Here is a 24,993-nt window from a genome sequence, read left to right on the forward strand (position 1 = left end):
GCCGCCTCGCGTTCTGATGCGATGCCGTCCTTGTCGCCTGCCGCGCTCACCGGATCGGACATCAGTGGGCGCACTCCAGCGAAAACGATTCGCCGGCGCGCTTGGCGCGCAGCCTGGCCTTGTCGGCGTTGGCGTGGGTGGCGCCGCGCGCGTCCTCGTCCGCCCACTTTTTGGTCAGGGCGAGCTTGGCGCAGCGCTTGCGTTGTGTCGTGGCGGCGCGGGCGGCGCGCTCTGATTCGCGGGCCTCGCGTTCCTCGACCTTATGGCGGGATTTTTGCAGCGCGGCCGATTCCTTTTGCATCCGCTGCAAGTCCGCCGCCGCGCCCTCGACGCCGGCGGGCGCCTTCGGCACGGCCAGCGTCGATGACGCGGCCGCGCCGGCCGGGCAGGGCATGTCGCTGTAGCTGATCTTGCCGTCGACGGTACATTTATAGACGCTTTGCGCGACGGCGTTGTTGCCCGCCAGCGCGGCGGCGCACAGCATGGCGGCGCAAGGCGTGCGAAGATGGTGGTTCATGGCGTTCCCGTTCACAGAATTTTCCCGGGATTCATGATACCCAGCGGGTCCAGCGCCGCTTTGATGGCCCGCATCATGTTGAGCTCCACCGCCGATTTGTAGTGCGCCAGTTCGTCGCGTTTCAGCGCGCCAATGCCGTGCTCGGCGGAAATGGAGCCGCCGAAACTGACCACGCTGTCGTGCACCAGGCGGTTGACCTTGTCCTGATTGACAAGGAAATCCTCGTTGGAAATGCCCTCGGGCGGCGCGACGTTGAAATGCAGGTTGCCGTCGCCCAAGTGTCCGAAGCACACCAGCTGGCAGCCGGGAAAGGCCGCCTGCAATTGCGGCGCGGTGACGTCGATGAAGTCGGCGATGCGCGACACCGGCAGCGAGATATCGTGCTTGATGTTCTTGCCGGCCTTGGCCTGGGCCAGCGGAATATGTTCGCGCAACTGCCAGAAACCGGCCGATTGCGTGGTCGATGTCGCCACCACGGCGTCGGTGACCACGTCGCGCTCGAGCGCCGCGCCGATCGCGCGCTCCAGCAGCTCGATCGCATGCTGCTCCGATTCGCTGCTCGACAGCTCCAGCAGCACGTATTGGGGATGGGCGTCGGCGAAAGGCTTGGGCAGTTGCGGGAACTGCGCTGCGACCAGCTCCAGGCAGTAGCGCGACATCAGCTCGAAGCCGGTCAGGCTGGAGCCGCAGTGGTCCTGCATCAGTACCAGCAATCGCAGCGCGTGGGTGGGAGAGGGCAGGGCCGCCAGCGCGGTGATGCCGGCCTTGGGTTGCGGGTACAGCTTGAGCACCGCGCCGGTGATGACGCCCAGCGTGCCCTCGGCGCCGATGAACAGATCGCGCAGATCGTAGCCGGTATTATCCTTACGCAGGCCGCGCAAGCCGCTCCAGATCTCGCCCTGCGGCGTGACCACTTCCAGTCCGAGACATAGCTCGCGCGTATTGCCGTAGCGGAGAACCGCCGTGCCGCCGGCGTTGGTGGACAGGTTGCCGCCGATTGTGCAGCTGCCCTCGGCCGCCAGCGACAGCGGGAACAGACAGCCCTCGGCAGCGGCGGCTTCCTGCGCCTGTTGAAGGATGCAGCCTGCATCGACGGTCATGGTGCGGTTGATGGTGTCGATCTGGCGGATGGTGTTGAGCCGCGCCAGCGACAGCACCACGGCGGTGCCGCTGGCGTCGGGGATGCTGCCGAGTACCAGGCCGGTATTGCCGCCTTGCGGCACCAGCGGCACGCGCCAGTGCGCGCAGGCCTTCACCAGCGCGGCCACCTGTTCCACCGAACCGGGACGCAGCACAGCGGCGGCTTTGCCGGTGAAGCGTCCGCGCCAGTCGGTGAGGAAGGGCGCCATGTCGGCGTCGGTGTCGAGCACGTAGGCATCGCCGAGCAGCCCACGGCACTCCAGCAGAAACTCCATCATTTGACCGTGGTGCCCTTCACCTTGTCGAGCAATTCCTTGGACAGCTTCTTGGCCGCTTTCTTATACGGACGCAGATACATGACGGCGCAGACGAAGTAGACGCAGACGATCGCCGCCTCGCCCCAGGCCAGCCAGGAGGACAGCTCGTCCTTGTCGCTCCAGCCGCGCACCACGCCCTCGGTGAAGTACAGCAGTATCATCATCGAGGTCCACTGCAGGGTATAGATGTCGCGCTTCCACACGCCGTACAGCGGCAGCAGCAGCGGCGCGGCCTTGAGCACCAGCCACGAGCCGCCCGGCTTGAGCGGCGCCAGCACCATCTCCCACAGCACGCACCAGACAATCAGCAGACCAAGGCTGCCGATGGCGCCCCAGTGAAAATACTTGTGCATCGCGTTTTGCATTTTGCGTCCCCGTCTTGTATCTTGAAATCAGGTGGCGGCGCGCAGCTTCACGGCCGTTTCGGCCAGGCGCCGGCCCAGCGCGAGCGCCAGGCGTTTCTCGTCTTCCGTGATGGTCTTTTTACCATCGAGGCCCGACCAGTGGCTGGCGCCGTAGGGCGTGCCGCCGCTGGAGGTGGTCATCAACTCCGGATTGGTGTAGGGCAGTCCCATCACCATCAGGCCGTGATGGAACAAGGGTATCATCATCGACAGCAAAGTCGATTCCTGGCCGCCGTGCAGGCTGCCGGTGGAGGTGAACACGCACGCCGGCTTGCCCGCCAGGGTCCCGGCCAGCCACTCGGTGGCGGTGCCGTCCCAAAAATACTTCATCGCCGCCGCCATATTGCCGAAGCGGGTGGGCGAGCCCACGGCCAGGCCCGCGCATTCCCGCAGATCGTCCAACTCGACGTAGGGCGCGCCCTCGGCCGGCACGTCCGCCTCGGTGGCCTCGGCCACCGTCGATACGGCGGGCACGGTGCGCAGGCGCGCGTCGCAACCGGACACGCTTTCGACGCCCTGCGCGATCAGCTCCGCCAATTTGCGCGTCGCGCCATGGCGCGAATAAAACAATACAAGAATAATCAGATTAGGTTGGTTCATCGGCGGTATTATAGGGCGCTTTCACTGGGGGCAACACTGCCAGTCTTGTAATCTGATTATCGCTCATGTACGCAAAATATATACACCCGATTCTGCTTTATGTATTCCGCACCTGCCGCAACGGCGTCGAGACCATGCGCTCGCTGTCCTGGCCGGAGGTGCGCGACCTGGTGCTGTTCGCCCACCGTCGCTTGCGCGAGGAAAGCCTGCCGCAGGTGGCCGGCAGCCTCACTTTCACCACCGTGTTCGCGCTGGTGCCGCTGCTGACGATCGCGTTGGCGATCTTCACCACCTTCCCGCTGTTTAACACCTTCCGCATGTCGCTGGAGGCGTATTTCGTCCAGAGCGTGATGCCGAAGTCGATATCGACGACCATCCTCAATTATCTGACGATGTTCGCCTCCAAGGCCACGCGGCTGTCGGCGGTGGGCGCGGTGGCGCTGATCGTGACGTCGATCGCGATGATGAACCTGATCGAGCGCGTGTTCAACCGCATCTGGCGCGTGCGCGGGGAGCGCAGCTGGACGCGCCGCATCCTGGTCTACTGGGCCATCATCACGCTTGGGCCGCTGCTGATCGGCGTGTCGCTGACGTTGTCGTCGCAGGTGTTCATGGCCACCGTCGATTTGTTCGGACGGGTGCCGGTGCTCGGCGCGATCATCTACACGGTGGCGTCGCTGGCGCTGACCACGGCCGGCTTCACCTTGCTGTACCTGGCGGTGCCGAACCGCGATGTCGACTGGCAGGATGCGGCCTGGGGCGGGCTGGTGGCCGGCCTGGCGTTCGAACTGGCCAAGCGCGGCTTCGCCATCTTCATCACCCAGTTCCCGACTTATTCGAAGATTTACGGCGCCTTGGCGGCGCTGCCGCTGTTCCTGCTGTGGGTCTACGTGTCGTGGGTGATTACCCTGATCGGCGCGCTGCTGGTGGCCGCGCTGCCGGTGGTGAAGTATGAGCGCTGGTGGCACGAGGCCCAGCCAGGCGGCGAGTTTGTCGACGCCATGGCGATCATCAAGGTGCTTTACGTGGCCTGTAAATGCGGCGATACGGCGCTGGTGGGCGCAGGCGCGATCCGCCTGCGCACCCGCCTCGGCTTCGACGAGATGGACAATCTGCTGGAAAAAATGATGGCCGAGGGCTGGGTGGGGCGGGTCAAGGTGGAGGCGCCGCCACGGGTTCAATGGGGCAAGCGTGTCAGCGACGGTTCCGACCATTGGGTGCTGCTGGCCAACGTCGAGAAACTGACCCTGGCCGAGGTCTATCGCCTGTTTGTTTTCGGTGGCATGGCGGTCAATTCGGGCGTGGTGGCCGTTGGCGACGACGCGCGCGATCTGCAGGCCGCGCGCGAGGCGGCCAGCTTGGCGCGCGAGGTGGAAAACGCCGTCGAAACCGGACTGGGTAAAACCCTGGCCGAGCATTTCGGAACGCCGGACTGTCGATAGTTCTTGAGCTTTCATTTTTTGAATGCTATATAGATAACATTCAAAAAACTGGAGACGCGTCATGTTGAAAATGTCGGCGGCGGTTGTTTTGTTGGGATGCGCCGCGATGGCGTCGGCGCAGCGTTTGCATCCGCCCGGCCTGGGCGAGCGCGCGGACGAATCGAGCATCGCGGTCGATATCAATTCGGCGGGCCAGGTGGCCGGCATCATCGAGGAAGAGGATGGCCGCCAGCGCGCCGTGTTGTGGGACAAGCGCCTGATCGAACTGGGTACCCTGGGCGGCGACAGCGCCTTCACGCGCGGTATCAACGCCGGCGGCGACGTCGTCGGTACGGCCCAGGACAGCGACGGCCGCTGGCGCGCCTTCATCCGCCGCGCGGGCCTGGGCATGCGCGACCTGGGCACACTGGGCGGCGGCAGCAGCTACGGCATGGGCATCAACCGCAGCGGCCAGGTGGTCGGCTATGCCGACACCAGCGACGGCTACTTCCGCGCTTTCGCCACCAACGGCGACGGCCCGCTGACCGACCTGGGTACGCTGGGCGGCAAGATCAGCTACGCGGCCGGCATCAACAGCCACGGCGACATCGTCGGCACGGCGGCGCTGGGCGACGGCTACCGGCGCGCCTTCCTGTACCGGCCCGGCGCCGGCATGACCAACCTGGGCACCTTGGGCGGGCGCTCCAGCAGCGCCACGGCGATCAGCGACAACGGCATCGTGGTTGGCGCGTCGGAGACGGCGGACCGCCGCTGGCACGCCTTCATGCATGACGGCGCGAAGATGGTCGACCTCGGGGCGCTGATCGGCTACGGCAACAGTTTCGCCACCGCCGTCAACGCCGCCGGACACGTGGTGGGCAGCGTGCGCATCGGCGACGAGCGGCGTGCCTTCGTCTACCGCGACGGCAAGATGACGGTGCATCCGGGCGGCTACGGCCTGTATCTGGTCAACAGCATCAATGCCGAGGAACTGGTGATCGGCGCCAAGTACTCGGCCAAGCGCTTCGAGGCAGCGACGATGCGTTCGAGCCAGCCGGCGGTGACCACGCACGGCGGCCGGGATCTGCTGACTGTGGGCGCGGTGGTGATCACGGCGGCCTTCGGCATCGTGCTGTATCGGCGCCGATATCGGGGCATCGCACTGCGCGCTGAATCACACCCGGGCAACATAAGCACAAGAATGTTGTGATTTGCTTATCCGCAGCGCTGGATTTTTTGCCGGGCATAGGCTACATTCGCTATAAGGCTAGAACAACTACAAACCCCATTCACACAGCCTATATCTCAGCGGACAGGACGGCCAAAATGAAAGTCTCCGAAATTCTTCAGGTAAAAGGTAGCATCCTTTATACCATCTCTCCTGACCAGCCCTTGGCGGACGCCGCCAACACCATGGCTGAAAAGGACATCGGCTCGCTGGTCGTCATGGAGTTCGGCGATCTGGTCGGCATGCTGACGTTCCGCGAAGTGCTGCGGGCGTTGCACGACAACGCCGGCACGGTCGGCGGCGGCACGGTGCGCAAGCACATGGACGACCATCCGATCACCGTGACCCCGGACACCGAGGTCAACGAAGTGCGCCGCATCATGCTGGAAAAGCACGCGCGCTATCTGCCGGTGATGAACGCCAAGACCATCCTCGGCGTGATCTCGTTCTACGACGTCGCGCGCGCGGTGCTGGAGGCGCAAAGCTTCGAGAACCGCATGCTCAAGGCGTATATCCGCGACTGGCCGGCCGAGACGGCGGATCAGCACCCGGACTAAAAAACGACGCGCACAAAAAAACGCCATTGGCCCGCGCCCATGGCGTTTTTTTGCATTTATAGATCCGGGGTCAGGTCACCATTGCTACACGAACGCGGCAGTGCAGGGCGCGAATCGGGCTCCAGGGACCAGCCCGTGTAGAAATGGTGGACCTGACCCCGGAGTTGCTTTTAGGCGGCGCCTTCGAGGGCGTCGTTGCTGAGCCAGCCGTCGAGGGCGGCGGCCGTCATCGGGCGCGCGAACAGGAAGCCTTGCGCCAGCGGGCAGCCCAGCGCCTGCAGGATCTGCGCCTGGCGCTCGTCCTCGACGCCTTCGGCGATGACCGACAGGCCGAGGTTGCGCCCCAGCTGGATCACCATCTCGGCGATGCTGCTGCCGCGCGCGGAACCGGTGATCTCGGTGACGAAGGCGCGGTCGATCTTCAAACGGTCGATCTGTAGCCGCTGTAAATACGACAGCGACGAGAAGCCGGTGCCGAAATCGTCGATGGCGATGCTGACGCCCGTTTGCTTGATCTGGCCCAGCATTTTGATCAGCATGTCCGGCTCTTCCATGGCCATCGACTCGGTGATCTCCAGTTCGATGTATTGCGGCGGCGCCTGCGTGTCCTCCAGCGCCTTGCGCAGCATCTCGAGGAAGTGCGGATGGCGGAACTGCACCTGCGAGACGTTGATCGACATCATGAAGTCGTGGTGCCCGGCCTTGCGCAGGTCGACCAGCTCGCGGCAGGCGGTGCGCATGACCCATTCGCCCAAATCGATGATCAGGCCGGAGTATTCGGCGATCGGGATGAAGCGGTCCGGCGAGATGAACTTGCCGTCCGGCGTTTGCCAGCGCAGCAGCGCCTCGGCGCCCACCGGCCGCCGTGTGGCCAGGTCGATCTGCGGCTGGTAGACGACGAACAGCTGGTTCTGGCCGAAGGCGGTGCGCAGCGCGTGCATCATGCGCACCCGCTCGCGGATCTCGACGCCCATGCTGCGCGAGAAGTAGAAGTGGCCGGCGCGCTGCTGCGATTTGGCGCGCTTGAGGGCGATGTCGGCGTCCTTCAGGGCGTCGGCGCCGCTGCCTTCGTGCTCCGACAACCGCACCAGGCCCAGGGTGGCCGACAGTTGCACGTCCTGGCCGTCGATGCTGAACGGGGGCTGGAACAGCGCCAGGATCTTGCCCGGATTGACTTGCGCCGAGTCGCCCACCAGGCAGAAGATGTCGCCGCCGATGCGCGCCACCGTCAACTGGCCGCCCAGCTCGAACTGCAGCCGGCCGGCGACGGCGACCAGCAGCAGGTCGCCGAACTGGTGGCCGAGCGCGTCGTTGGTCTCGGCGAAGTGGTCGAGGTCGACCAGCGACAGCGTGGACGCCTCGCGCGACGGGCCGGCGAGGGTGGCGTCGAGGATCTCGACCAGGCGGGTGCGGTTGGGCAGCTTGGACAGCTGGTCGTAAAAGGCGGCGTTGTGCAGGTGCGAGACCAGTTCGACATTGTCGAGGCCGACGGCGACGTTGCTGCAGAAGACGTCCAGCAGCCGCTCGTTGATCTCGCCGGGCTGGCGGCGGACGTCGATGTGGGCGACGAAGTCGCGGCTGGCCTTGCCGGCGAAATACAGCGTGACCGAATCGGGGCGGTAGACGTTGCGGCGCTCCAGCAGCGCCAGTTCCATGGCCTCGTGCGCGCGCGGGTCCTTGTCGGCCGTCAGGATGGTGTTGTCGAGGTGGCCGTAGGCGCCCGACGTGGCCATGACCACCAGCTCGTGGCAGCTCTCGTCCGGGCATTCCTTCACGCACAGCACGCCGCTGTCGTCCTGGCACAGCAGCGCGCCGATCTGCGCCAGCACGCCGGCGGCGAAATTCTTCACGCCGTGCAGGCTCATCAGTTCGGTGCTGCCCTGGACGATCTGGGTCAGGCCGCGTCGGCTGTCGCTGATCTTGCGGATCTGCTCGTACGAGCGGATCGCCGAGGTCACCGTCGTGAACAGCTTGATGCGGGTGAGCTCGGACTTGGTCTTGTAATCGTTGATGTCGAAATCGCGGATGGCGTCGATCTCGGGTGCGTAGCCGGGCTGCCCGGTGCGCAGGATGATGCGCACGTCGGCCAGCTTGAGGGTCTCGCGGATGTAGCGCACCAGGTGCAGGCCGGCGTCGTCCTGTTCCATGACGACGTCCAGCAGGATGACGGCGATCTCCGGCTCGTGTTGGAGCATTTCGCGCGCCTGGCTGGCCGAATACGCGTGCACGAATTCGAGCGGCCGGTGCTGCATGTCGAGGTTGCCGAGCGCGAAGGTGGTGGTCGAGTGGACGTCCTCGTCATCGTCGATGATCATGACGCGCCATACGTTGCGCGCGCGCGAGGAAGCGGGCGCCGCCGGATGTTCTTCCAAGAATACCAGATCGTCTTGATCATCCTTGGCCGCTGAAGGCTCAAGTGGCGTGATCGGTGGGGGCATGTGTAGCTTCTCCAGGATTTCTCGGTGTTCTTGTAATCAAGTATATAGCGGAATGTCAAAAAGAACGCGGATTTCCCGAGCTTTGGACGTAAGGTTACGTACCTGAATGCAACTTGCCGCATAGTTGTCTGTTACTTGTCACAACTGGATAATATTTTGCCAAGGTTCTCAACGGGCATAGTATCAAGCAATACTTGTTTTTATGCAAATTATTGTCGTGGCCGGCCGCGAGCGGCGGGGGGCTGGTAGAATGAGGAACTTTCCACCTTTTTCCGAAGATTCTCTTCCTATGTCCGGCAATACATTTGGCAAATTGTTTTCTGTTACTACTTTTGGTGAGTCGCACGGCCCGGCGATCGGCTGCGTGATCGATGGATGCCCACCGGGTTTGCCTTTGTCGGAAGCCGATATCCAGCCGGAACTGGACCGCCGCAAGCCTGGCACGTCGCGCCACGTCACCCAGCGCAAGGAGCCCGACACGGTCGAGATCCTGTCCGGCGTGTACCAGGGCGTGACGACCGGCACGCCGATCGCGCTGCTGATCCGCAACGAGGACCAGCGCAGCAAGGATTACGGCAATATCGTCGACAGTTTCCGTCCCGGCCACGCGGACTACACCTATTGGCATAAGTACGGCGTGCGCGATCCGCGCGGCGGCGGCCGGTCGTCGGCGCGCCTGACGGCGCCGGTGGTGGGCGCTGCGGCCGTGGCCAAGAAGTGGCTCAAGCAGCAATACGGCACCGAATTCCTCGGCTGCATGAGCCAGCTGGGCGACATTCCGGTGCCGTTCCAGGACTGGTCGCACGTGCACGACAACCCGTTCTTCGCCGCCAGCGGCGACGCCGGCCTGATCGCCCGCATGGAGGCGGCGATGGACGAGCTGCGCAAGGCCGGCGACTCGATCGGCGCGCGCATCGACGTTATCGCGCGCAACGTGCCGGTGGGCCTGGGCCAGCCGATCTACGACAAGCTCGACGCCGACATCGCCTACGCGATGATGGGCATCAACGCCGTCAAGGGTGTGGAAATCGGCGCCGGCTTCAAGTCGGTGGCGCAAAAGGGCACCGAGCATGGCGATTCGTTGACGCCGCAGGGCTTCATCGGCAACAACGCCGGCGGCGTGCTGGGCGGCATTTCGACCGGCCAGGACATCACCGTGTCGATCGCGATCAAACCGACCTCGTCCATTCGTTCGCCGCGCGACTCCATCGACAAGGACGGCAACCCGGTCGTGGTCGAGACGTTCGGGCGCCACGATCCGTGCGTGGGCATCCGCGCCACGCCGATCGCCGAGGCCATGCTGGCCCTGGTGCTGATCGACCACGCGCTGATGCACCGCGCCCAATGCGGCGACGTCAAGGTATCGACTCCGGATATCACGCTGTAAGCGAAGCGGCCGGCGCCATGGCCGGCCCGCTTACACGCGGCTGCTGACGATTTCCTGCGCGTGCCGGCGTTCCACCGCGCGCACCACGAGCGTGCGCATGTCGTTGAGCAGCGAGAATTCGGTCTGGCTTAGCTGGATCGGCGGGAAGGAGTCGTCCCAGTCGCCGTACAGGAAGCCGGCCGGCTGGCCGTTGGCCGACAACGGCAGGATCACAAAGCTGCGCGCCTCGGCCAGCGAACTTTTCCACCACAGCGGCAGCTTGGCGGCGAACTTGGCGTCGCGCGCGTTTTCGATGAAGATCACGCGGTCGCTATTGAGGGCGGCGTGGAACACGTTCGGTTCGTAGGCGTCGTCGAACGTCAGCGCCGCCAGCAGCTCTTTGGTGCCTTCGCCGAAGGAGATCTTGGCCGAATAGTGGCTCTCCTTGCGGTTGCGGACGAACGCCACCGCGCGCGAAAAATCCAATCCCTTGTAGACGGTTTCCAGCGCGATCTGCACCATCTGGCCCGGGCTGGCCGTGTCGAGCATGTCGCGCATGTCGGCCAGGCCGCTGAGCAGGATCTTGTTGCCGGCCGCGCGCTGGCGCGTCTTGGCCAGCGCCTTGGCGCGCCGCTCGGCGGGCCGCGACAGCGGGGCGATGGTCAGGTCGTTCGCCGCCACCACCTTGGCCTGCTCGATGGCGTGCATCAGATTGGCCGGCTCCACGCCCAGCATCACCGAGTAGCTTTCGGTCAGCTGCTTGACGATGGCCGCGCCGGCCGGGTCGTCGTGCCACAGCGATTCGGCGCACAAGGCCGACATCGTCGACAGGCCGGCGATCCAGTCGGAGGCGCTGACTTCGGCGCCGTCCGCGGTCGGCGCCAGTTTGCGCATGCCCTTGACCAGGCTGGCCGGCAGCCCCCAGTGCAGGGCGGCGGCGTGGCCGATCTCCTCCATGCTCAGGCCCAGCATTTCAGGCGCGACGTCGTCGATGGCGCGGCCATCCTGGTCGGCCAGGTGCTGCAGCTCGTTCCAGCGCTGCGGCATATAGAAGGTCATCATCATGCGGCCCAGGGTGTGCAGCATCGAGCACACCACGGCCGCCTCGCCATGCTGGCTTTCGGCCGTGTAGGCGATTTGCTGGGCGACGATCCCCGCCAGCACGGCCTTTTCCATTTCGATGTGGGCGATGGTGGCGTCGTTGGACGTGCCGGCCAGTTCCTCGATCAGCTTCAGGCCGAGCGCCAGATGGCCGATCGCCTCGGTGCCCAGCACCAGCACCGCTTTCGAGACGGTGTTGACGTGCTGGCCGAAGGCCGAGTACATGCCGCTGTTGGCGAGCCGCAGCACCTTTTGCGTGAGCACCGGATCGGACAGCACGGTGCGCGTCATGTTGAATTCCTGTTCGTCCTCGCCGCGCATGGCGCTCAGGATGGCCGTGATGGCCTTGGCGAAGCCGGGCATGTCGCCGCGGCGGCGGGTGCAGTCCCACAGCTCGGCCAGCGTTTTGTCGCCCAACGGCGTGCTGGCTTTGAAGCTGTCCGTCATTGCGCCACCTGACGCAGTTCGGCCGGCACCATCTTGACGTGGATGCTTTCCCTGAGCGCGGCCAGGGCGACGTTGGCGGCCATCGGCTTGCCGGTCAGGTAGCCCTGGATGTACTGGCAGCCGCGCCGCTCGAGGAAGTGCAGCTGTTCTTCGGTTTCGACACCCTCGGCCACCACCGACAAGTCCAGGTGCTTGGCCAGGTCGAGCACGGCGTTGCAGATGGCGCCGTCCTTTTGCGATTCGGGCAGGTCGCGGATAAACGCGCGGTCGATCTTGAGCACGGAAATCGGGAAGCGTTTGAGGTAGGCGAGCGAGGAGTAGCCGGTGCCGAAATCGTCGATGGCGATGCGGGCCTTGCGCTCCGCCATTTTGGACAGGATCGATTCGGCGTGGACCGGATCGATCATCAATGTGCCTTCTGTGATTTCTAACACCAATTGCTCACCAAGTAGGCCCGAGAACGCGATGGCGTCGTCGAGCACGTCGAGAAACTTATCATTACGGAATTGCCGGGGGCTAATATTAACAGAGATGTAGAGGGGCCGTTTGGCCACCTCCTCGAACTGTTTGAGCTGCACGCACGCGGCCTTGAGCGCCCAGGCGCCCAGCAGGTTGATCAAGCCGTTGGTCTCGGCGATGGGGATGAAGCGGGCCGGCGGCACCATGCCCAGGGTCGGATGCTTCCAGCGCATCAGCGTTTCGAAGCCCTGGATCTCGCGGGTTTTGGCGTCCACGATGGGCTGGTAGTAGAGCAGGAACTCGCCCTCGCGCACCGCCTGGAACATCGCCGCCTCGAGCGAGATGTCGTGCGCCGGCGGGCCGGCTTCGGCGGGGCTGTAGACCACGCAGCGCGCCTTGCCGGTTTCCTTGGCGCGCGACATGGCCGCATCGGCCAGGGCGACCAGGCGCACCTCGTCCTCGGCGTGGGTCGGATAGACGGCCACGCCGACCGAGGCGCCGACATAGATCGTGTGGCTGTCGATCTCGAACGGCGACTGCAAGGTGGCGATCAGGCGGCCGGTGACCAGCTTGATCTGCGCTTCGGTGGCGGTGCCGGGCAGGATGGCGACGAATTCGTCGCCGCCGACGCGCGCCAGGGTGTCGCTGTCGCGCAGCGTTTTGCGCAGGCGGGCGGCGGCCATGCGCAGCAGCGCGTCGCCGATCGGGTGTCCCAGGCCGTCGTTGACCTTCTTGAAGCCATCGAGGCCGATGGTGGCGACGGCGAAACCCTGGCCGGAGCGGCGGGCGTTGGCGATGACCATGCGCATGCGGTCCGACAGCAGCAGGCGGTTGGGCAGCTCGGTCAGCGCGTCGTGCGTGGCCATGTGGCGCAGGCGTTCCTCGGTGGCGTGCTGGATCGACATGTCGCGTCCGACGACAAATAGTCCGGCGACCTCGTTTTGCCGGTTGACGTGGCAGGAGATCCGCAACTCGTGCCAGACCTCCGCGTCCGGGGTTTTGAAGCGCACTTCGACCAGGCGCGTGGTGCGCGCTTCGGTCGCTTCGGCCAGGGCGGCCGCCAGCGGCGCCTGGTCGGCTTCGCATATCAGCTTGGTCAGCGTGCCGCCGGTGAGCGCGTCCGAACGGGCCAGCAGCGCGGTCGCGCGGCGGCTGGCGAAGGCGATCTCGCCGAGCGCGTCGAGACGGAAAACGACATCGCCAGCCTCCTCCATTAGGTGGCCCGCGTAGTGGTCCGATTCGTTGCGCTCGTCGCGCCCGGGCTGTGATGGATGAGTGGGGTGCATCGCGTGGTTCTACACTTTCAAGTTGTTCATGTAACAATTGGGTTGCTTTTATCTTGCAAAACCAGAACGAAATGTATCACTGATGAGTTTGGATTTACATGAAAACAGACAACATTCCGTCGAGTTTTACTCATTTCTATTGAGAAACCTCTAAAAATATGCTGTCAGGCGGAAGGTATGGCCGGCGCGGGCGCGTTTCGCCGCTGCGCGGCGCCCGGACGCGGTGACGGTGCGTGCGCTTGCCTGGCACTTTTGTTTGCGCTAGTCTGGCTTGTCAATTCAGCCCCGGCACCGCCCGGGAGGAGCCTGCCGTGAACGATTTCGACACCCCTTTCGATACCCATCAGGTGCGCAACAGCGTCGCGCCGCTGGAGAATTTCAACCTGTTTACGGCGGACCCCGCGTTGCGGGAGGCGCTGATGCGCGAGGGCGGTGGCGCGCATGCCGATGCGCTGCAGGCGCTGGGCGGGCAACTGGGCCGCGCCGAAACGCTGGACCTGGCGCGCCTGGCCAACCGGTATCCGCCGACCTTGCACAACTTCGACCGCGCCGGCAATCGTATCGACGAGGTGGAGTTCCATCCGGCCTGGCATGGCCTGATGACGCTATTAATAGAGAACGGCGCCCACGCTTCCCCCTGGCTGGGCGGCGACGGCGCGCAGGTGGCGCGGGCGGCGAAGTATTTGATGTTCGGCCAGGTGGAGAACGGATCGCAATGCCCGGTGACGATGACCTATGCGTGCGTGCCCGCGCTGCGCCAGGCGCCGGCGCTCGCCGCCAAATGGCTGCCGAAGATCCTGTCGATGGAATACGACCCGCGCTCCTTGCCGGTCGAGCAAAAGCGCGGCGCCATCGTCGGCATGGGCATGACGGAAAAGCAGGGCGGCTCCGACGTGCGCTCCAACACCACCCGCGCCGAGCCGCTGTCGCCGGCCGATGCGAAGGCGAGGTACGGCGACGAGGGCGTCGATGTGTACCGCATCGTCGGCCACAAATGGTTTTTCTCGGCGCCGCAAAGCGATGCGCACCTGATCCTGGCGCAAACCGACGATGGCGGCAGCGCCGGGCTGTCATGCTTTTTCCTGCCGCGCTATCTGCCGGACGGCAGCCGCAACCAGATCCGCGTGCAGCGGCTGAAGGACAAGGTGGGCAACCGCTCCAACGCCTCGTCGGAAGTCGAGTTCACCGGCGCCCACGGCTGGTTGATCGGCAAGCCGGGACGCGGCATCCCGACGATACTGGAGATGGGCGGCCACACGCGGCTCGACTGCGTGCTCGGTAGCGCCGGCGCGATGCGGGCGGCGCTGACGCACGCGCTGCACCACGCGCGCGGCCGCTCCGCGTTCGGCCGGCCGCTGTCCGAACAGCCGTTGATGCGCAACGTGCTGGCCGACCTGGCGCTCGAATCGGAGGCCGCCACCGCCTTCGCGATGCGGCTGGCGCGCTGCGTCGACCAGGGCGGCGATCCGGCGCAGCAGCTGCTGGCGCGCATCCTGACGCCGGCCGGCAAGTACTGGATCTGCAAGCGTGGTCCGGCCTTCGGCGCCGAGGCGATGGAGGTCATCGGCGGCAGCGGGTATGTGGAGGACGGGCCGCTGGCGCGCCTGTACCGTGAGCTGCCGGTCAATTCGATCTGGGAGGGCTCCGGCAACGTGATGTGCCTGGACCTGTTGCGGGCCTTCGGCAAGACACCGGCCGCGCGCGAGGCGCTGGCGGCGGAGCTGGAGCTGGCCGGCGCCGGCGAGGGCGCCGGGGAAATCCCGGGACTGGGCGACTATGTGCGTTACACCCAGGCGCTGCTCGCGGACCTGGGCCAGCCGCAGGCCGACGAATTCGGCGCGCGGCTGTTGGCCGAGCGCGTGGTGTTGGCGGTGCAGGCGGGCCTGCTGCTGCGCCACGCGCCGTTGTATGTGTCGTCGGCGTTCGTCGCCTCGCGGCTGGCGCGCGAGCCCGGAGGAGCGTTCGGACGGCTGCCGGCGGGCGTGGATTGCGAGGCGATTCTTGGCCGGGCGCTCGTGCTTGCCTAGTATAATGGCGCGATCATGACACGATAACCCGTCTAAAAAGAGCAAACAATGAAACAAGATCCGCGCTTCCCCAATCTGTTCATCACCGACCATCCGCTGATCCAACACAAACTGAGTCATATGCGCGAGAAGGATACGTCGACCCGTACCTTCCGCGAACTGCTCAAGGAAATCACGCTGCTGATGGGTTACGAGATCACCCGCGACCTGCCGCTGACCACCCGCACCATCGAAACCCCGCTGATGACCATCGACGCACCCGTCATCGCCGGAAAAAAACTGGCGATCGTGCCGATCCTGCGCGCCGGCATCGGCATGAGCGACGGCCTGCTGAACCTCGTGCCATCGGCGCGCGTGGGCCACATCGGCGTGTTCCGCGACCCCGACACCCATCAGCCGGTGGAGTATCTGGTGCGTCTGCCGGATCTGGCCGAGCGCACCTTCATCCTGTGCGACCCGATGGTCGCCACCGGCAATTCGGCGGTGCACGCGGTGGACGTGCTCAAATCGCGCGGCGTGACCGACGAGCAGATTATCTTCCTGGCGCTGGTGGCCGCGCCGGAAGGCGTCGAGGTATTCCAGAAGTCGCACCCGGGCGTGAAGATCTACTGCGCCTCGCTCGATTCGCACCTGAACGAGCACGCCTACATCGTGCCTGGCCTGGGCGATGCCGGCGATCGCATCTTCGGCACCAAGTAATAACGTCATGGCCACTCCAGTCGATCCCGATTTCCGCGCGCGCCTGGCGGCGCTGAACGAAAAGTTCGCCGCGACCGTGCCGGTGACGATGGAAAAGATCGCGTCGGCGCTGGCCGTCTGTGTCGCGGAAGGCGGGGGCGGGGGAGCGCCAACCGAAGCGGCGATGCATCAGTTGCACGCGCTGCTGCACGGTGTGGCCGGATCGGCCGGCACCTTCGGCTTCGGCACCTTGGGCCAGGAGGCGCGCCGCATCGAGCACATGCTGCGCGAGGCGATGGCCTCCGGTTCCGGCTGGGAAGCGGTGCCGCCCGAGGTGGAAAAACTGCTGCGCTGGGCCGCGCGTGACCCGCACGCAACAGTTTTCGGTTGAGGCGTGCGCTTGATGTAAATCAAACCAGTTATCATTTACTTGTCTATAGTGACAGTTACACCACTCACGGAGAGGGAAGGAAGTACCGGCGGGAACCCCGAACAACTCGGTTTTTCTACCAAAAAAAGCGACGGTTTGCATTTATTTTCGTGAACACGTGCTTTTCTCTCGTAAATGGGTATAATGCGGGATCGTTTAGATTCAAGAGTAGTGCAGTTAGTCTGTCATTTCTTTCTTGCCTCAAACGATATCACGGGCGCAAGCCCAACTTAACTGAAATAGGAATTGTAATGGCAACTGGTATCGTAAAATGGTTCAATGATTCGAAGGGCTTCGGCTTTATCACCCCTGACGAAGGCGGCGAAGATCTGTTCGCTCACTTCTCGGCGATTCAGTCGGCAGGCTTCAAGTCGCTGCAAGAGAACCAACGTGTTTCTTTTGAAGTGACTGCTGGTCCTAAGGGCAAGCAAGCTTCGAACATTCAGCCTCTGTAATACGCTGAATCAAACGAAATAAAGAAATCCTCGGTACCCGAGGATTTTTTTTCGTCCGCGTTTTTGTTGTTGCAGTTTTATCAGAATTATTGCTTTCCTGATTTGCGCCAGTAATCCCCCTGCGCATAGGTATGCCGCAGGAAGTCGACGAACGCGCGTATCCGCAACGGCAAATGCCGGCGCTGCGCGAACACCGCGTAGATATCGTTGCCCGGCGCCGCGTGTTGATCGAGCACCGTCTGCAGCTTGCCCGCCTCGATCTCGCTGCCCACCTCCCACATCGAACGCCACGCCAGCCCCTTGCCGGCCAGCGCCCAGTCGTGCAGCACCTGGCCGTCGTTGCAGCCCATGTTGCCGTTCACCTTCAGCACCACGTTCTTGCCGTTGTCGCGGAAGGTCCAGCCGCGCTGGCTGCCTTCGCTGCTGATGGCCAGGCAATTGTGCTTGGCCAGGTCGGCCAAGGTCTTCGGCTCGCCGTAGCGCTTGAGGTAGGAGGGCGCGGCGACCACCACGCGCTCGTTGTCGGCCAGCTTGACGCTCACCAGGTTGGAATCGGCCAGGCTGGCGATGCGAATCGCCACGTCGATGCCTTCGCCGACGATGTCGACCACGCGGTCGCTCATGTTCAACGTGGCTGTGACGTCGCGGTGCTCGCTGAGGAAGGAGGGCAGCAGCGGCGCTACGTGCTGGCGGCCGAAACCTGCCGGTGCCGAGATCATCAGATGGCCCGTGGCGTGCGCGCTGCGTTCGGCCACCGCCGACTCGGCTTCCTCCAGTTCCGCCAGGATGCGCTGGCAATCCTCCAGGAAGGCCGCGCCTTCGTCCGTCAGCGCCAGCTTGCGCGTGGTCCGCTGCAACAGCTTGACGCCAAGGCGGCTTTCCAGCGCGTCCAGGCGGCGTCCGATCATGGCCGGCGCGATGCCCTCGGCCCGGGCGGCGGCCGACAGGCTGCCCCTGGCGACGACTTCAACGAAGGTGGATATTTGTCTGAACTGGCCCATGAAGCGGCATGCCTCTCACTTGTGATAAAAACGCATAGATGAAGTGATTTTTAGTCTCGTTTGCATAACTTATCAGTGAATATACTGTAAAACAGAACGCCGCGTAACCGAGCAGCCACACTAAAAGATTCAGGCGCGCATCCGCATCATCAGTGCTTATAATTTGGTATGGAAGTTAATATTTTCTTACGGAGACCTATCCCATGACGCAGTCCACCATCACTTTGCCGGCAGGCATGCAAATCACCGGCGAGATCAAGCCCGGCTACGAAAACATCCTCACCGCCGAGGCGCTGTCGCTGGTGGTCAAGCTGACGCGCGAGTTCGAGGCGCGCCGCCAACAGCTGCTGGCCGTGCGGGTCGAGCGCGCCAAGCGCCTTGACGCGGGCGAGCGTCCGGACTTCCTGCCCGAGACCGCGCACATTCGCGCCGGCGACTGGAAAATCGCGCCGATTCCGAAAGCGCTGGAATGCCGCCGCGTCGAGATCACCGGTCCGGTCGAGCGCAAAATGGTCATCAACGCCTTCAACTCGGGCGCCGACAGCTACATGACCGACTTCGAGGATTCCAACACGCCGAACTGGGACAACCAGATCACCGGCCAGATCAACATGTTCGACGCCGTGCGCCGCACCATCGCGCTCGAGCAGAACGGCAAGTCCTACAAGCTCAACGACAAGATCGCCACGCTGGTCGTGCGTCCGCGCGGCTGGCACCTGGATGAAAAACATGTGCTGGTCGACGGCAAGCGCATCTCCGGCGGCATCTTCGACTTCGCGCTGTTCATGTTCCACAACGCCAAGGAACAGCTGGCGCGCGGCGCCGGCCCATACTTCTATCTGCCGAAGATGGAATCGCATTTGGAAGCGCGGCTGTGGAACGACATCTTCGTGATGACGCAGAACGAGCTGGGCCTGCCGCAGGGCACGATCAAGGCCACCGTGTTGATCGAGACCATCCTGGCCGCGTTTGAGATGGACGAGATCCTGTACGAGCTGCGCGAGCACAGCTCGGGCCTGAACGCCGGCCGCTGGGATTACATCTTCTCGTGCATCAAGAAGTTCAAGCTGGACAAGGATTTCTGCCTGGCCGACCGCGCCAAGGTGACGATGACGGCGCCGTTCATGCGCGCTTATGCGTTGCTGTTGCTCAAAACCTGCCACAAACGCAACGCGCCGGCCATCGGCGGCATGGCCGCGCTGATCCCGATCAAGAACGATCCGGAAAAGAACGAGGTGGCCATGGGCGGCGTGCGCAACGACAAGGCGCGTGACGCCACCGACGGTTACGACGGCGGCTGGGTCGCCCACCCGGGCCTGGTCGAACTGGCGATGACCGAATTCACCAAGGTGCTGGGCGATAAACCGAATCAGATCGACAAGCAACGTCCGGACATCGACGTCAGCGCCGCACAACTGCTGGACTTCAAGCCGGAAGCGCCGATCACCGAGGCGGGCCTGCGTTACAACATCAACGTCGGCATCCATTATCTGGGCAGCTGGCTGGCCGGCAACGGTTGCGTGCCGATCCACAATCTGATGGAAGACGCGGCCACGGCCGAAATCAGCCGCTCGCAGGTGTGGCAGTGGATCCGGTCCGACAAAGGGGTGCTGGACGACGGCCGCAAAGTGACGGCCGACATGGTGCGGGCGATGATCCCGGAGGAATTGGCCAAGGTGCAGCGTGACGCGCCCGGCGGCGACGGTCCGACCTATGTGCGCGCCGGCCAGATCTTCGAACAGATGTCGACGTCGACGGAGTTCGCGGAGTTCCTGACCCTGCCGTTGTATGAAGAGATTTAAAGCTAGGTTTTAAGAACCAAGGCCGGCGGATGAGGTTTATCCGCCGGTTTTCACATCAAAAATCATTTTTCCACAAGCGCAGCGCGGTGAAGGTGGCCAGCGCCGTATCGATACGATCGAGTCGTCCGGCTTTGACCAGTTGTTCCGCGATGGCCGGTTCCCGGTAGCGCAGGAAGGGATTGGTCGCCCTCTCGACGCCGATCGTGCTCGGCACCGTCGGCAGATTGTGCTCCCGCTTGTCGGTCTCCACTTTTACACGCTCCCGCAGCGCCACATTGTCCGGGTCCACCACGCGCGCAAAGCGCAGGTTGGACAGCGTATATTCGTGGGCGCAGTACACCTTGGTATCATCCGGTAGCGCGGCGAGTTTTCCGAGTGAGCTGATCATCTGAGCCGGCGTGCCCTCGAACAGGCGTCCGCAGCCGCCCGCGAACAAGGTGTCGCCGCAGAACAGCCAGGTCGGCTCGTCGGCGGACGGTTCGCGCACGTAGGCGATGTGGCCCATCGTGTGGCCGGGCACGTCGAGCACGGACAGGCGCAGCGCCAGGCCCGGCACGTCGAACTGCTTGCCTTCGCCGACCGGCAAGGTGACGGCGGCGATGGTCTCGTTGCGCGGGCCGAAAACGGGAACCTGATAATGCTGTAATAATTCGGGAACGCCGCCGATGTGGTCAGCGTGGTGATGGGTGAGTAGAATGGCGGTGAGCTTGAGTCCGTTTGCTTTGAGCGCCGCCAGTATCGGCTTGGCGTCGCCCGGGTCGACTACGGCGGCATGGACACCATCATGTATCAGCCACAGGTAATTGTCGTGGAATGCTGGAACCGTCAGAACACAGAGAGCTTGGTTAGAAGATATGGTCATTGGATCGCAAAAGGCTAAACATGGATAAAGCGGGATCGGAGCAATCCATTATAGCGCTGGAAGGCTGGCTGCAAACGCCCGCAGGCGTGTACTTGCGTGCGTGGGAACAAACATGTCTCGATAATTTAACAGCCGATATCTTCGGATTCAACGCGGTGCAGATCGGCATGCCTCAAATCGATGCGCTCGCGGCCAACCGCATGCCGTACAAATGGCTGGCCGACCGCAAGGTCCGGCCGCCTGCCGCGCCGCAGCAGCAGGTCGCGCCGGCGCACGGCGGACCGGTGATCGAACCGGCACCGCCGCCGCGTCCGGTTGCGCTCACGCTCGACTACACCGAGTTGCCGTTCGCGTCGCAAAGCATGGATTTGGTGGTGCTGCCGCACGTGCTCGAATTTTCCACCGACCCGCACCAGGTGCTGCGCGAGGTCGAGCGCGTGCTGATCCCGGAAGGCCAGGTCATCATCTGCGGCTTCAATCCGGCCAGCCTGTGGGGCGCGCGCCATGTGATGCGGCGCGTCGGCGGCACCTCGTTCCTGCCGCGCACCGAGGAGTTGATTACTATGCCGCGCATGAAAGACTGGTTAAAATTATTGAACATGAGCGCCAGTCAAAGTCATTTCGGCTGCTACGCGCCGGCCTGCCGCACAGAAAAATGGCTGCATCGCTACGCATTCATGGATAATGCCGGGCCGCGCTGGTGGCCGTTCTTCGGCGGCGTCTATATCGTGCAAGCGATCAAGCGGGTCAAGGGCATGCATCTGATCGGTCCGGCTTGGACCAAAAAATCGGCGACGGCCCAGGTGGTCGTCCCTGCAACAAACAAAAGGCGGGAATAGCAGTATGGATAAGGTGGAAATTTTTACCGACGGCGCGTGCAAGGGCAACCCTGGCCTGGGCGGCTGGGGCGCGTTGCTGGTGGCCGACGGCGCCGAGAAGGAAATCTGCGGTGGCGCGCGCGACACCACCAACAACCGCATGGAATTGCAGGCGGTGATCGAAGCGTTGAGCGCGCTCAAGCGCCCGTGCACGGTGGTGCTGCACACCGACAGTCAGTATGTTCAAAAAGGCATCAGCGAATGGATACACGGCTGGAAGGCGCGCGGCTGGAAGACCGCCGCCAAGGAGCCGGTCAAGAACGAGGACTTGTGGAGGGCGCTGGACGCCGCGCAAACCCTGCACACGGTCGAATGGCGCTGGGTGCGCGGCCACAACGGCCACCCGGGCAACGAGCGCGCCGACATGCTGGCCAACCGCGGCGTCGAAGTGGCCCGGGGCCGCTAGGCCGCGAAGCCGATGAGCCGCCTGTTATACTTCTCCGCCTGACCGTAGCAACCACAGAGTACTTATGCGCCAAATCGTTCTCGATACCGAAACCACCGGTATCAACCCCAAGTTGGGCAACCGCATCATCGAGATCGGCTGCGTCGAACTGCACAACCGCATGCTGACCGGGAATAACTTCCACGTCTACATCAATCCGGAACGCGAATCGGAAGAGGGCGCGCTCAACGTCCACGGCCTGACCACCGAGTTCTTGCGCGACAAGCCGAAATTCCACGAGATCGTCGACCAGCTGCGCGAATACATCCAGGGTGCCGAAGTCATCATCCACAACGCGCCGTTCGACCTGGGGTTCCTGAACCACGAATTCCGTCTGCTCAAGCTGCCGGACTTCTCGACCCACATCGGCGGCGTGATCGACACGCTGGTGCACGCCAAGGAACTCCACCCGGGCAAGCGCAACTCGCTCGACGCGCTGTGCGACCGCTACGGCGTGTCGAACTCGCACCGCAAGCTGCACGGCGCGTTGCTCGATGCCGAGCTGCTGGCCGACGTCTACCTGTCGATGACGCGCGGGCAGAACAGTCTGGGCATGGATGTGGAGGAGGAGGTCGTCGTCGGCGGCGCCTTGCTCGAACCGGTGCCGCTGGCCGACATCATCTTCCTGCCGGCGTCTGACGAGGAAATCGCCGCCCACCAGGCGACCCTGGCGGGCCTCGACAAGGCCGTCAAGGGGCAGTGCATCTGGACCGCCAGCCTGGCGCCGGCCGCCTGACCGGGATGGATAGTCGGGCCGAATGCATAATTTTCACGCCGGCCCTTCCATTTCCCCGGGGATGTATGCGATAATTCGCCCCGCTTCGGGAGGTTAGCTCAGGGGTAGAGCACTGCATTCACACTGCAGGGGTCGCAAGTTCGAAACTTGCACTTCCCACCAAGAATATCTTCAGTTTTCAAAGGCTTACATCATATTGATGAGGCTTATGGGAAATTTGGGGCAGATTTGGGGCAATGCGAAATTCGCTGCACCATGATTAAACCGGCCGAGGCCGGTTTTTTTGTTTTTACGTCAAGTTGAAAATAAAGTGTTGACAGGTTCGCGAACAGATTGGTTTCGAGGGAGCGCGGCGCCCAACCATCACTCGAAAGGACGCGCATGGATCTCTCAACCGTCTCATTTTCAGAATTCGACACAGGCCAAGTGCAGGAGCTTTTGCGGAAGTTCATCGGCATTGAATCAAAGAGTGAGTTCGTCGATGGGGCCTTTGTGCGCCATCGAAAAATTTTGGACAGCGCGTTTATTGAGCGGCATTTCAAATGCGGCCATGAAAAGGCCAAGCTTCTGTTAGCGGAGCTGATCAGCGGCGAATATTTGGATGGCTCACGCCTGACGCCGTTGCCCAAGGGCATGGGCCTCGCGCATGACAAAGGCCTGCCGCGCATCTCACGCGCCGACGCGGAGAAGATTGTCGAGGATCTGATCGCCGCGGCCATAGCAGTCAATGCTAGGCTTGGCGCGCGGGTGTTCGTCGAGAGCCTCGACGTGTTCGGAAGCTATGTGTCGGGAAAGCCGACGCTGGGCGACGTCGACGTGCGCTTGGTCACGGTGGTCGATGGTGAGCACCAGCCGGAGGACCAATACGAAATGGATGATATCAACGACATGCTGCAGGTCTCCGATTACGTGAGCTTCACCGGCGAGTACGACATTGTGGCGAACCAAGCACCGAGGATTCGGATCTTCGCCCGCACCCCATGATCAACGTCATCGATCCGTGGGCAGCGGTCGGCTTCCCACGCAGGGCGAGTCATGCAACTCGCTTTCGCTAAATTTCCAAGGGCCGATGAATAGATATTCCGGTGTTCGAAGGTTCTGGTGTATCGGCTTGACTTTGATGTAGACATGCTTGAGTTCATAGGGCCTCTTGAACTGTGAGCAATCAACAGGTGCGGCCAGGCGCAGGCGTAGAATCAGGCGCTTTCCCGGTTCGATCGTCACCACGTGCTCGCTCTTGGTCGCGCCTCCATCCTCGGAAATTCCCGAATCGCCTTCCAGCGCATCCTTGTAAACTAGCGGGTCCATATTGCTACGCGTATGTGGGTTACCTTTTCCATCTTGATGGGAAAACCTCTCCGCCGCCCTAGCCTGCGGGAATGGCCGCGCGTAAATCAAATTGGCGGCATGGATGTCAAAACTGAGTGGCCCCGAACTTTTGAAGTCGGCCACAAAAATGCAATTCATGACATTCGTAGCCACGCTAGCAGTTCATGCGAGCAATGCGTTGGTCTGTCAGTAAGCGGTGCCTGGGCGGGGACGTGAGCGACCAGATCGGCACCTGTCGGCAACTGCGCCGGTATGAGCACCTGCGGCCTCAATGCGCTTTGCGCCACTGCGGTGACGATTTGTAAGGAGCGGCTTGGTACCTGTCGATGTAGAGGCGCACATAGGCGCCGTCGGCCGCGATCGGCGCGATGGGCCGGTCCAGCAGCAGCGCGCTCAGCTCGTCGGTATATTCGCGTGACTCGCGCTTGCTGACGAAAATCGCGCCGTTCGCGAACGGTCACGATGGGATTGAGGTTGACTGGCGCTTAGTACGAAACGGTTGTTGATTCTTAGGGTTTGTTCTTTCGTTGAGCCGAACGGAGAGTGCGACGGTTGGCTAGCCGGCGCAAATCGCCTTGCCCGCGGACGTAGCGAATCTTGACTTCAGAACCGTTGCCGTCGGGAGGTAATTCTCCGTTTGCAATGCGGTGGCGCTCGTGAACTACAACTGTCCCTGTAGCCTCAAGTTGAGCAATGTGGTGCGAACTTGTGAAGAGGAGCCTACCGGTGTATTCGCCGCGTTGCACGTCGGGTCGCAAATGTGCATGCCCAGCGCGCTCGATGACCGCACAAATTGCATGGAGCGATTGGTTCGATTTCTCTTGTAGACCATGAAGATATTTTCCCGTGATCTGTATCGCATGCTCTAGACTAGGACTGTAGTGCAATGTCTCGATTGCATCGAACTGATGCAAAAAATTCTTGGAGGGATTTGATAGCTGGTCACGCAAGTTTTGCAGGTGACGAAATATAAAGGGCTCAGCATGTAGAAGGGTAATCCCCCCATTTTTAGAGCGCGCTAAAAGTAGAGGTTAAGCGGCCAGGGCAAGCTTCTGTTTTGGTGTGATGC

Annotated in this window: 24 protein-coding genes and 1 tRNA gene; 14 read left to right on the forward strand and 11 right to left on the reverse strand. The window is 63.1% G+C overall.

Annotation, left to right across the window (positions count from 1 at the left end; genetic code table 11):
* Positions 1 to 61: 61 nt before the first annotated feature.
* From AC07P1_RS29410 to wrbA, 4 genes are read right to left on the reverse strand one after another with little or no spacing between them, the layout of a single operon-like run.
* Entirely contained in the window at positions 62 to 517 is a 456-nt protein-coding gene (locus tag AC07P1_RS29410) for a DUF4124 domain-containing protein (protein WP_494699166.1), read from the reverse strand.
* 11 nt (positions 518 to 528) lie between these two features.
* A complete protein-coding gene (locus AC07P1_RS29415; RefSeq protein WP_494699167.1) occupies positions 529 to 1,935 on the reverse strand; it encodes an FAD-binding oxidoreductase in 1,407 nt (468 codons plus the stop codon).
* Positions 1,932 to 2,339 (reverse strand): DUF2069 domain-containing protein, encoded by a 408-nt coding sequence (locus AC07P1_RS29420; RefSeq protein ID WP_494699168.1) that lies wholly within the window; start codon positions 2,337 to 2,339, stop codon positions 1,932 to 1,934. The genes AC07P1_RS29415 and AC07P1_RS29420 overlap by 4 nt, the downstream gene beginning before the upstream one ends.
* A 27-nt stretch (positions 2,340 to 2,366) precedes the next feature.
* Positions 2,367 to 2,978 carry an NAD(P)H:quinone oxidoreductase gene (wrbA, locus tag AC07P1_RS29425; protein WP_494699169.1) on the reverse strand — a complete coding sequence of 204 codons (612 nt, stop codon included), beginning with the start codon at positions 2,976 to 2,978 and terminating at the stop codon, positions 2,367 to 2,369.
* Between the two features lie 65 nt (positions 2,979 to 3,043).
* Between wrbA and AC07P1_RS29430 the strand changes: the two genes are divergently transcribed.
* The 3 genes from AC07P1_RS29430 to AC07P1_RS29440 all read left to right on the forward strand — a co-directional run bounded on the left by AC07P1_RS29430 (position 3,044) and on the right by AC07P1_RS29440 (position 6,184).
* Entirely contained in the window at positions 3,044 to 4,420 is a 1,377-nt protein-coding gene (locus AC07P1_RS29430; protein WP_494699170.1) for a YihY family inner membrane protein, read from the forward strand.
* 61 nt (positions 4,421 to 4,481) lie between these two features.
* Positions 4,482 to 5,609: an HAF repeat-containing protein gene (locus AC07P1_RS29435; protein ID WP_494699171.1), complete on the forward strand. Its 1,128-nt coding sequence runs from the start codon at positions 4,482 to 4,484 to the stop codon at positions 5,607 to 5,609.
* 116 nt (positions 5,610 to 5,725) lie between these two features.
* Complete coding sequence (locus AC07P1_RS29440; RefSeq protein ID WP_090319407.1) at positions 5,726 to 6,184, forward strand: CBS domain-containing protein; 459 nt, start codon at positions 5,726 to 5,728, stop codon at positions 6,182 to 6,184.
* A gap of 170 nt (positions 6,185 to 6,354) precedes the next feature.
* On the opposite strand, the gene AC07P1_RS29445 is transcribed toward AC07P1_RS29440, so the two are convergent.
* A complete protein-coding gene (locus AC07P1_RS29445) occupies positions 6,355 to 8,622 on the reverse strand; it encodes an EAL domain-containing response regulator (protein ID WP_494699172.1) in 2,268 nt (755 codons plus the stop codon).
* Between the two features lie 289 nt (positions 8,623 to 8,911).
* Between AC07P1_RS29445 and aroC the strand changes: the two genes are divergently transcribed.
* Positions 8,912 to 10,009 (forward strand): chorismate synthase, encoded by a 1,098-nt coding sequence (gene aroC, locus AC07P1_RS29450; protein ID WP_494699173.1) that lies wholly within the window; start codon positions 8,912 to 8,914, stop codon positions 10,007 to 10,009.
* A gap of 30 nt (positions 10,010 to 10,039) precedes the next feature.
* Here the strand turns inward: aroC and AC07P1_RS29455 are convergent, their stop codons facing one another.
* Together AC07P1_RS29455 and AC07P1_RS29460 are read right to left on the reverse strand one after the other, a co-directional pair.
* The gene (locus AC07P1_RS29455; protein ID WP_494699174.1) at positions 10,040 to 11,536 is read right to left on the reverse strand and encodes an HDOD domain-containing protein; all 1,497 of its coding nucleotides are present in this window, start codon (positions 11,534 to 11,536) and stop codon (positions 10,040 to 10,042) included.
* On the reverse strand, positions 11,533 to 13,209 hold the full coding sequence (locus AC07P1_RS29460; protein ID WP_494699191.1) for a putative bifunctional diguanylate cyclase/phosphodiesterase: 1,677 nt from the start codon (positions 13,207 to 13,209) through the stop codon (positions 11,533 to 11,535). The genes AC07P1_RS29455 and AC07P1_RS29460 overlap by 4 nt, the downstream gene beginning before the upstream one ends.
* Before the next feature lie 383 nt (positions 13,210 to 13,592).
* Between AC07P1_RS29460 and AC07P1_RS29465 the strand changes: the two genes are divergently transcribed.
* From AC07P1_RS29465 to AC07P1_RS29480, 4 genes are all read left to right on the forward strand, one after another.
* Positions 13,593 to 15,308: an isovaleryl-CoA dehydrogenase gene (locus AC07P1_RS29465; RefSeq protein WP_494699175.1), complete on the forward strand. Its 1,716-nt coding sequence runs from the start codon at positions 13,593 to 13,595 to the stop codon at positions 15,306 to 15,308.
* A 48-nt stretch (positions 15,309 to 15,356) separates the two neighbouring features.
* Entirely contained in the window at positions 15,357 to 16,007 is a 651-nt protein-coding gene (upp, locus tag AC07P1_RS29470; RefSeq protein WP_494699176.1) for a uracil phosphoribosyltransferase, read from the forward strand.
* Positions 16,008 to 16,014: 7 nt separating this feature from the next.
* The gene (locus AC07P1_RS29475) at positions 16,015 to 16,377 is read left to right on the forward strand and encodes an Hpt domain-containing protein (RefSeq protein WP_494699177.1); all 363 of its coding nucleotides are present in this window, start codon (positions 16,015 to 16,017) and stop codon (positions 16,375 to 16,377) included.
* Positions 16,378 to 16,667: 290 nt separating this feature from the next.
* The gene (locus AC07P1_RS29480) at positions 16,668 to 16,871 is read left to right on the forward strand and encodes a cold-shock protein (protein ID WP_008448165.1); all 204 of its coding nucleotides are present in this window, start codon (positions 16,668 to 16,670) and stop codon (positions 16,869 to 16,871) included.
* Between the two features lie 86 nt (positions 16,872 to 16,957).
* On the opposite strand, the gene AC07P1_RS29485 is transcribed toward AC07P1_RS29480, so the two are convergent.
* Positions 16,958 to 17,872 carry a LysR family transcriptional regulator gene (locus AC07P1_RS29485; RefSeq protein ID WP_494699178.1) on the reverse strand — a complete coding sequence of 305 codons (915 nt, stop codon included), beginning with the start codon at positions 17,870 to 17,872 and terminating at the stop codon, positions 16,958 to 16,960.
* 203 nt (positions 17,873 to 18,075) lie between these two features.
* Here AC07P1_RS29485 and aceB point away from each other — a divergent pair, with 203 nt between their 5' ends.
* Positions 18,076 to 19,674, forward strand: a complete 1,599-nt coding sequence (aceB, locus tag AC07P1_RS29490) for a malate synthase A (protein ID WP_494699179.1) — start codon at positions 18,076 to 18,078, stop codon at positions 19,672 to 19,674.
* A gap of 55 nt (positions 19,675 to 19,729) precedes the next feature.
* Here aceB and gloB read toward each other — a convergent pair whose 3' ends face one another.
* Positions 19,730 to 20,536 (reverse strand): hydroxyacylglutathione hydrolase, encoded by an 807-nt coding sequence (gene gloB, locus AC07P1_RS29495; protein WP_494699180.1) that lies wholly within the window; start codon positions 20,534 to 20,536, stop codon positions 19,730 to 19,732.
* A 20-nt stretch (positions 20,537 to 20,556) separates the two neighbouring features.
* Here gloB and AC07P1_RS29500 point away from each other — a divergent pair, with 20 nt between their 5' ends.
* The 5 genes from AC07P1_RS29500 to AC07P1_RS29520 all read left to right on the forward strand — a co-directional run bounded on the left by AC07P1_RS29500 (position 20,557) and on the right by AC07P1_RS29520 (position 23,579).
* Positions 20,557 to 21,375, forward strand: coding sequence for a class I SAM-dependent methyltransferase (locus AC07P1_RS29500; RefSeq protein WP_494699181.1), 819 nt, complete (start codon positions 20,557 to 20,559; stop codon positions 21,373 to 21,375).
* 4 nt (positions 21,376 to 21,379) lie between these two features.
* Positions 21,380 to 21,820, forward strand: a complete 441-nt coding sequence (rnhA, locus tag AC07P1_RS29505; RefSeq protein WP_494699182.1) for a ribonuclease HI — start codon at positions 21,380 to 21,382, stop codon at positions 21,818 to 21,820.
* Between the two features lie 64 nt (positions 21,821 to 21,884).
* On the forward strand, positions 21,885 to 22,595 hold the full coding sequence (dnaQ, locus tag AC07P1_RS29510) for a DNA polymerase III subunit epsilon (RefSeq protein WP_494699183.1): 711 nt from the start codon (positions 21,885 to 21,887) through the stop codon (positions 22,593 to 22,595).
* Between the two features lie 87 nt (positions 22,596 to 22,682).
* Positions 22,683 to 22,757, forward strand: a tRNA-Val gene (locus AC07P1_RS29515).
* A 219-nt stretch (positions 22,758 to 22,976) separates the two neighbouring features.
* Positions 22,977 to 23,579, forward strand: coding sequence for a hypothetical protein (locus AC07P1_RS29520; RefSeq protein WP_494699184.1), 603 nt, complete (start codon positions 22,977 to 22,979; stop codon positions 23,577 to 23,579).
* Between the two features lie 6 nt (positions 23,580 to 23,585).
* Here the strand turns inward: AC07P1_RS29520 and AC07P1_RS29525 are convergent, their stop codons facing one another.
* Both AC07P1_RS29525 and AC07P1_RS29530 read right to left on the reverse strand, forming a co-directional pair.
* On the reverse strand, positions 23,586 to 24,062 hold the full coding sequence (locus AC07P1_RS29525; RefSeq protein WP_494699185.1) for a hypothetical protein: 477 nt from the start codon (positions 24,060 to 24,062) through the stop codon (positions 23,586 to 23,588).
* A 371-nt stretch (positions 24,063 to 24,433) separates the two neighbouring features.
* The gene (locus tag AC07P1_RS29530) at positions 24,434 to 24,670 is read right to left on the reverse strand and encodes a KfrB domain-containing protein (protein WP_494699192.1); all 237 of its coding nucleotides are present in this window, start codon (positions 24,668 to 24,670) and stop codon (positions 24,434 to 24,436) included.
* Positions 24,671 to 24,993: the final 323 nt, after the last annotated feature.

This window comes from Duganella sp. GW821-FHT07F09 (assembly GCF_059418705.1).

What these genes read in the sequence shown, in the direction of transcription:
- aceB (WP_494699179.1), top strand. Translation starts at nt 18,076, where the DNA reads ATGACGCAGTCCACCATCACTTTGCCGGCAGGCATGCAAATCACCGGC.
- aroC (WP_494699173.1), top strand. Translation starts at nt 8,912, where the DNA reads ATGTCCGGCAATACATTTGGCAAATTGTTTTCTGTTACTACTTTTGGT.
- AC07P1_RS29445 (WP_494699172.1), bottom strand. Translation starts at nt 8,622, where the DNA reads ATGCCCCCACCGATCACGCCACTTGAGCCTTCAGCGGCCAAGGATGAT.
- AC07P1_RS29455 (WP_494699174.1), bottom strand. Translation starts at nt 11,536, where the DNA reads ATGACGGACAGCTTCAAAGCCAGCACGCCGTTGGGCGACAAAACGCTG.
- rnhA (WP_494699182.1), top strand. Translation starts at nt 21,380, where the DNA reads ATGGATAAGGTGGAAATTTTTACCGACGGCGCGTGCAAGGGCAACCCT.
- dnaQ (WP_494699183.1), top strand. Translation starts at nt 21,885, where the DNA reads ATGCGCCAAATCGTTCTCGATACCGAAACCACCGGTATCAACCCCAAG.
- AC07P1_RS29430 (WP_494699170.1), top strand. Translation starts at nt 3,044, where the DNA reads ATGTACGCAAAATATATACACCCGATTCTGCTTTATGTATTCCGCACC.
- wrbA (WP_494699169.1), bottom strand. Translation starts at nt 2,978, where the DNA reads ATGAACCAACCTAATCTGATTATTCTTGTATTGTTTTATTCGCGCCAT.
- AC07P1_RS29460 (WP_494699191.1), bottom strand. Translation starts at nt 13,209, where the DNA reads ATGGAGGAGGCTGGCGATGTCGTTTTCCGTCTCGACGCGCTCGGCGAG.
- AC07P1_RS29520 (WP_494699184.1), top strand. Translation starts at nt 22,977, where the DNA reads ATGGATCTCTCAACCGTCTCATTTTCAGAATTCGACACAGGCCAAGTG.
- AC07P1_RS29440 (WP_090319407.1), top strand. Translation starts at nt 5,726, where the DNA reads ATGAAAGTCTCCGAAATTCTTCAGGTAAAAGGTAGCATCCTTTATACC.
- AC07P1_RS29420 (WP_494699168.1), bottom strand. Translation starts at nt 2,339, where the DNA reads ATGCAAAACGCGATGCACAAGTATTTTCACTGGGGCGCCATCGGCAGC.
- AC07P1_RS29500 (WP_494699181.1), top strand. Translation starts at nt 20,557, where the DNA reads ATGGATAAAGCGGGATCGGAGCAATCCATTATAGCGCTGGAAGGCTGG.
- upp (WP_494699176.1), top strand. Translation starts at nt 15,357, where the DNA reads ATGAAACAAGATCCGCGCTTCCCCAATCTGTTCATCACCGACCATCCG.
- AC07P1_RS29480 (WP_008448165.1), top strand. Translation starts at nt 16,668, where the DNA reads ATGGCAACTGGTATCGTAAAATGGTTCAATGATTCGAAGGGCTTCGGC.
- AC07P1_RS29410 (WP_494699166.1), bottom strand. Translation starts at nt 517, where the DNA reads ATGAACCACCATCTTCGCACGCCTTGCGCCGCCATGCTGTGCGCCGCC.
- AC07P1_RS29485 (WP_494699178.1), bottom strand. Translation starts at nt 17,872, where the DNA reads ATGGGCCAGTTCAGACAAATATCCACCTTCGTTGAAGTCGTCGCCAGG.
- AC07P1_RS29415 (WP_494699167.1), bottom strand. Translation starts at nt 1,935, where the DNA reads ATGATGGAGTTTCTGCTGGAGTGCCGTGGGCTGCTCGGCGATGCCTAC.
- AC07P1_RS29475 (WP_494699177.1), top strand. Translation starts at nt 16,015, where the DNA reads ATGGCCACTCCAGTCGATCCCGATTTCCGCGCGCGCCTGGCGGCGCTG.
- AC07P1_RS29525 (WP_494699185.1), bottom strand. Translation starts at nt 24,062, where the DNA reads ATGAATTGCATTTTTGTGGCCGACTTCAAAAGTTCGGGGCCACTCAGT.
- gloB (WP_494699180.1), bottom strand. Translation starts at nt 20,536, where the DNA reads ATGACCATATCTTCTAACCAAGCTCTCTGTGTTCTGACGGTTCCAGCA.
- AC07P1_RS29435 (WP_494699171.1), top strand. Translation starts at nt 4,482, where the DNA reads ATGTTGAAAATGTCGGCGGCGGTTGTTTTGTTGGGATGCGCCGCGATG.